Annotated in this window: 4 protein-coding genes; 1 reads left to right on the forward strand and 3 read right to left on the reverse strand. The window is 75.2% G+C overall.

From position 1 onward, the window contains the following. Positions 1–1,162, forward strand: a 1,162-nt coding sequence (locus tag E1293_RS48325) for a hypothetical protein (RefSeq protein WP_165978712.1), incomplete at its 5' end; no start/stop codon positions are given. A 127-nt stretch (positions 1,163–1,289) separates the two neighbouring features. Here E1293_RS48325 and E1293_RS45660 read toward each other — a convergent pair. The 3 genes from E1293_RS45660 to E1293_RS45670 all read right to left on the reverse strand — a co-directional run. Continuing rightward, the gene (locus E1293_RS45660) at positions 1,290–1,979 is read right to left on the reverse strand and encodes an adenosylcobinamide amidohydrolase (RefSeq protein ID WP_243717539.1); all 690 of its coding nucleotides are present in this window, start codon (positions 1,977–1,979) and stop codon (positions 1,290–1,292) included. Next, entirely contained in the window at positions 1,976–2,746 is a 771-nt protein-coding gene (locus tag E1293_RS45665; RefSeq protein ID WP_132206198.1) for an ABC transporter ATP-binding protein, read from the reverse strand. The genes E1293_RS45660 and E1293_RS45665 overlap by 4 nt, the downstream gene beginning before the upstream one ends. Continuing rightward, on the reverse strand, positions 2,743–3,500 hold a 758-nt coding region (locus tag E1293_RS45670), incomplete at its 5' end, for a FecCD family ABC transporter permease (protein ID WP_132206199.1). The genes E1293_RS45665 and E1293_RS45670, both read right to left, overlap by 4 nt.

Consider the following 3,500-nt stretch of genomic DNA (forward strand, 5'->3'; position numbering starts at 1 on the left):
CGGCCTGGGCGTGGGTCCGGGGAGCGGACTGGAGACCGGCTCGGGGGCCGGCGAAGACGACCGCGCCGGGATCGCACGCCTCGGTGACCCGGTCGCGGTCTGGCCGTGCGCCGGCTGCGGACGGCCCGTGCCGCAGCCGGTGCGCGGCGCCCGCACCGTCCGGTACTGCCAGGACGGCGACGGAGGGTGCGAGCAGGCGGCACGCGAGAGCCGGGAACGGGGACTGGAGTCCCCGGGCCTCACCGGCCAGGTCGCCTGGACGTGGGAGATGGTCGACCGGCTGGAGGGCCTCGCCGACCGGCTCGCCGGGTCCCTCATGTCCGAGCTGAGCGTCGCCGGGGTCGAGCGGCGGGTCGCCGACGCCCGCGCCGAGGCCGCCGCGCACATCGCCATCGCGCAGCGGGAACGCGACGCGACCCAGCGGCAGTCCGAGCTCGCGTGGCGCGAGACGTCCACCGCCCGGACCCGCGCCGAGGCCGCCGAGCAGGAGGCCGCGTCCGCCCGAGCCGAGGCCAAGCGCCTCGCCGCCGAGCTGGACGCCGCCCGGCAGGAGCGCCACGACGCCAAGGACGAGGCCGACGCCGCCGGCGCGGCCCGCCTCGCCGCCGAACGCGAACGGGACCGCATGGCCGCGCGGGAGGGCGAGCTGCTCGCCTCCCTGGAGAGCGCACGCTCGGAACTGGTCTCTCTGCACGGTCGCCTGTCGGAGGCCGAGACGCTCGCCGAGGGGCAGCGCGTCGAGACCGCTGCCGCGACGCGCGCCGCCGACGACCTGCGGTCCGCCGTCCGCGACGCCGAGGCCAAGCGGGGTCAGGCCGTCGCCGACCGCGACCAGATCCAGGCGCGGGCCAGCGAACTCGAGCAGCACAACTGGCGGCTGACCCGCACCGCCGAGGAGCTGCGCGCCGCCGTGAAGGCGCTGACCGCCGAACGGGACGCCGCCCGCGCCGAGGCCGACCGCGCCCGCCGCCGCGTCGACGCGCTCACCTCCGTGTCCGACGGACGCCCCGACCCCGGCCCGCCCCGCCCGGCGGTGGACCGGGAACCGCCGACCGGCCTGCACGCCCTGCCGCCGATGAACGGCTCCCTGCTGGACGGCGGCGACCCGCTCGCCACCGACCCGCTGCGCCGCAACGGACGTCGCCTTCCCCACGCCGGCTGACCACCACGCCGGCTTTCAACGTCGCACAGTCTGGAGGTGAGGCCATCCCCACACTGCACTGGCCCTGATACCGGCCGCCGTACCGCACCGGGGTGGTACGGCGGCCGGTGCCGTCCGGGTGGGCGGGTCAGAGGGTCCTGAGGGTTTCGGTGTAGTCGAGGGCTCCCGCGTGGACGGCCGCGTGGACGGCTCGGGCGACCCTCGAACCCCAGGTCGAGCGAGGGCCCGCGAAGATCTCCTGTGTCCCGCCGGCGGCGGCCGCGACGCAGATCGCGTCGGACGCGGTGCCCGTGCAGGGGTAGCCCGCTTCGAGGAGCGCCTGCGTCTTGGCCTCGGTGGCGGTGACGACGGCGTTCACCAGCGCGGCGTCGCTCAGCGGGACGGGCACGGCGACCACGATGTTGATGGTGCCGGGCGTCCACGCGGGCGCGGACGTGCCGTCCAGGCGCATCGGCGCCAGCTCGGGATCGGACGCTCCGCCGGGGGAGGACGCCCAGGTCGGGACGCGCAGCCCGACCGTCGCCGACACGCTGACGCCCTCGTCGTCCCGCCGCATCGTCCGCGCCACCGACGCCGCCGTGAGCATGCCCACGCCCGGGCCGTCCAGCCCGTACGACGCCGCCAGCTCCGCCAGGTGCGCGACCGGATCGGTGCGCGAGTAGGCGCCCGGGACCTGCGCGTTCAGCACCCATCCGGCCGGGCCGATGCCGCCGCCCAGCATCGCCGACGCGACCATCCGGTATCCGCCGCCGGTCCGCCACACGGTCGCGGCGAGACGCGCGCCGTCCTCCTCACGCCACACCGTCTCAAGGTTCACGGACGCTCCAGTGACAGGATCGGCCGGCCGCCCGGCCCCGGGGTGACGTGCACGCGCGCGTCGAAATGCTCCTCGATGGTGTCACGGGTCAGGACACGCTCGGGAGGTCCCGCCGCGGCCACCCGCCCGGCGGAGATGAGGACGAGGTCGTCGGCGTACTGCCCCGCCAGCGTCAGGTCGTGGATCGTGGTCACCACGGTCAGCTCGTCGGACAGGCGCAGCTGGTCGACCAGCTCCATCACCTGCTGCTGGTGGCCGATGTCGAGCGCGGTCGTCGGCTCGTCCAGCAGCAGGACCGAGGTCTGCTGCGCCAGCGCGCGGGCCAGCACCACCCGCTGCCGTTCACCGCCGGAAAGGTGGTCGAGGGGGCGGTCGGCGAAGTCCGTGAGGTCGAGCCGGTCGAGGACCTCTTCGGTGATGGTCCGGTCGCGGGCGCTCTCCCGTCCCAGATGCGGGATGTAGGGGGAGCGCCCCAGCAAGGTGTAGTCGAACACCGTCATGCCCACGGGAAGGTTCGGGCTTTGCGGGGCATAGGCCACGAGCCGGGCGCGCTGCCTCGGCTTGAACGTCCGCAGGTCCGCGCCCGCGACGGCGATGTCCCCGTGCGAGGCCACCAGGCCCAGGACCGCGCGCAGCAGCGTCGACTTGCCCGCGCCGTTCGGGCCGATGATCGCCGTCCACGACCCGGCGGGGACGTCCAGCGACACGCCCTTCAGCACCTGCCGCCCGCCCAGCGCGACGCCCAGGCTCCGCACCGTGACCGTCACGTGTCCACCTGCCTGCGGGACGCGCGCAGCACCACGACGAAGAACGGACCGCCGACGAACGCCGTCACCACGCCCAGGGGGAGCTCGCCGGGCTTGATCACCGTCCGCGCCACCAGGTCCGCCACCTCCAGGAACGCGGCGCCGCCGAGCAGCGACAGCGGCAGCACGATCCGGTACGAACCGCCAACCAGCCGCCGCACGACATGCGGGACGACGATGCCGACGAACGCGATCAGCCCGCTCACCGCGACCGCGGACGCCGTCGCCAGCGACGCCGCCACCAGCACGGTCAGCCGCACCCGCGACGCCGACAGGCCGAGCGACGCCGCCTCCTCGTCCCCGACGCTCAGCACGTCCAGTAGCCGGCCGTGCGCCAGCAGCACCACGGTGGAGACCAGCGCGTAGGGGGCGACCAGCGCCAGCTGGTGCCAGTCGGCGGAGCCGACCCCGCCGAGGATCCAGGAGAAGATCCGCTGCAGTTCCTCGGCCTTCATCTGCTGGATGAACGTCTGCACGGCCGACAGGAACGACGACACCGCGACGCCCGCCAGCACCAGCGTGGCCGTTCCGTTCGCGCGTCCCGCCGCGACGCTGCCCAGCAGATACGCCAGGAACACCCCGCAGATCGCGCCGACGAACGCGGCGAGCGGCACGCCGTAGCCCGGATCGCCCGGCACCAGCACGATCACCAGCGTCGCCCCGACCCCGGCCCCCGCCGCCGCGCCCAGCAGGTACGGGTCGGCGAGCGGATTGC

This window comes from Actinomadura darangshiensis (assembly GCF_004349235.1).
Taxonomy (GTDB): Bacteria; Actinomycetota; Actinomycetes; order Streptosporangiales; family Streptosporangiaceae; genus Spirillospora; species Spirillospora darangshiensis.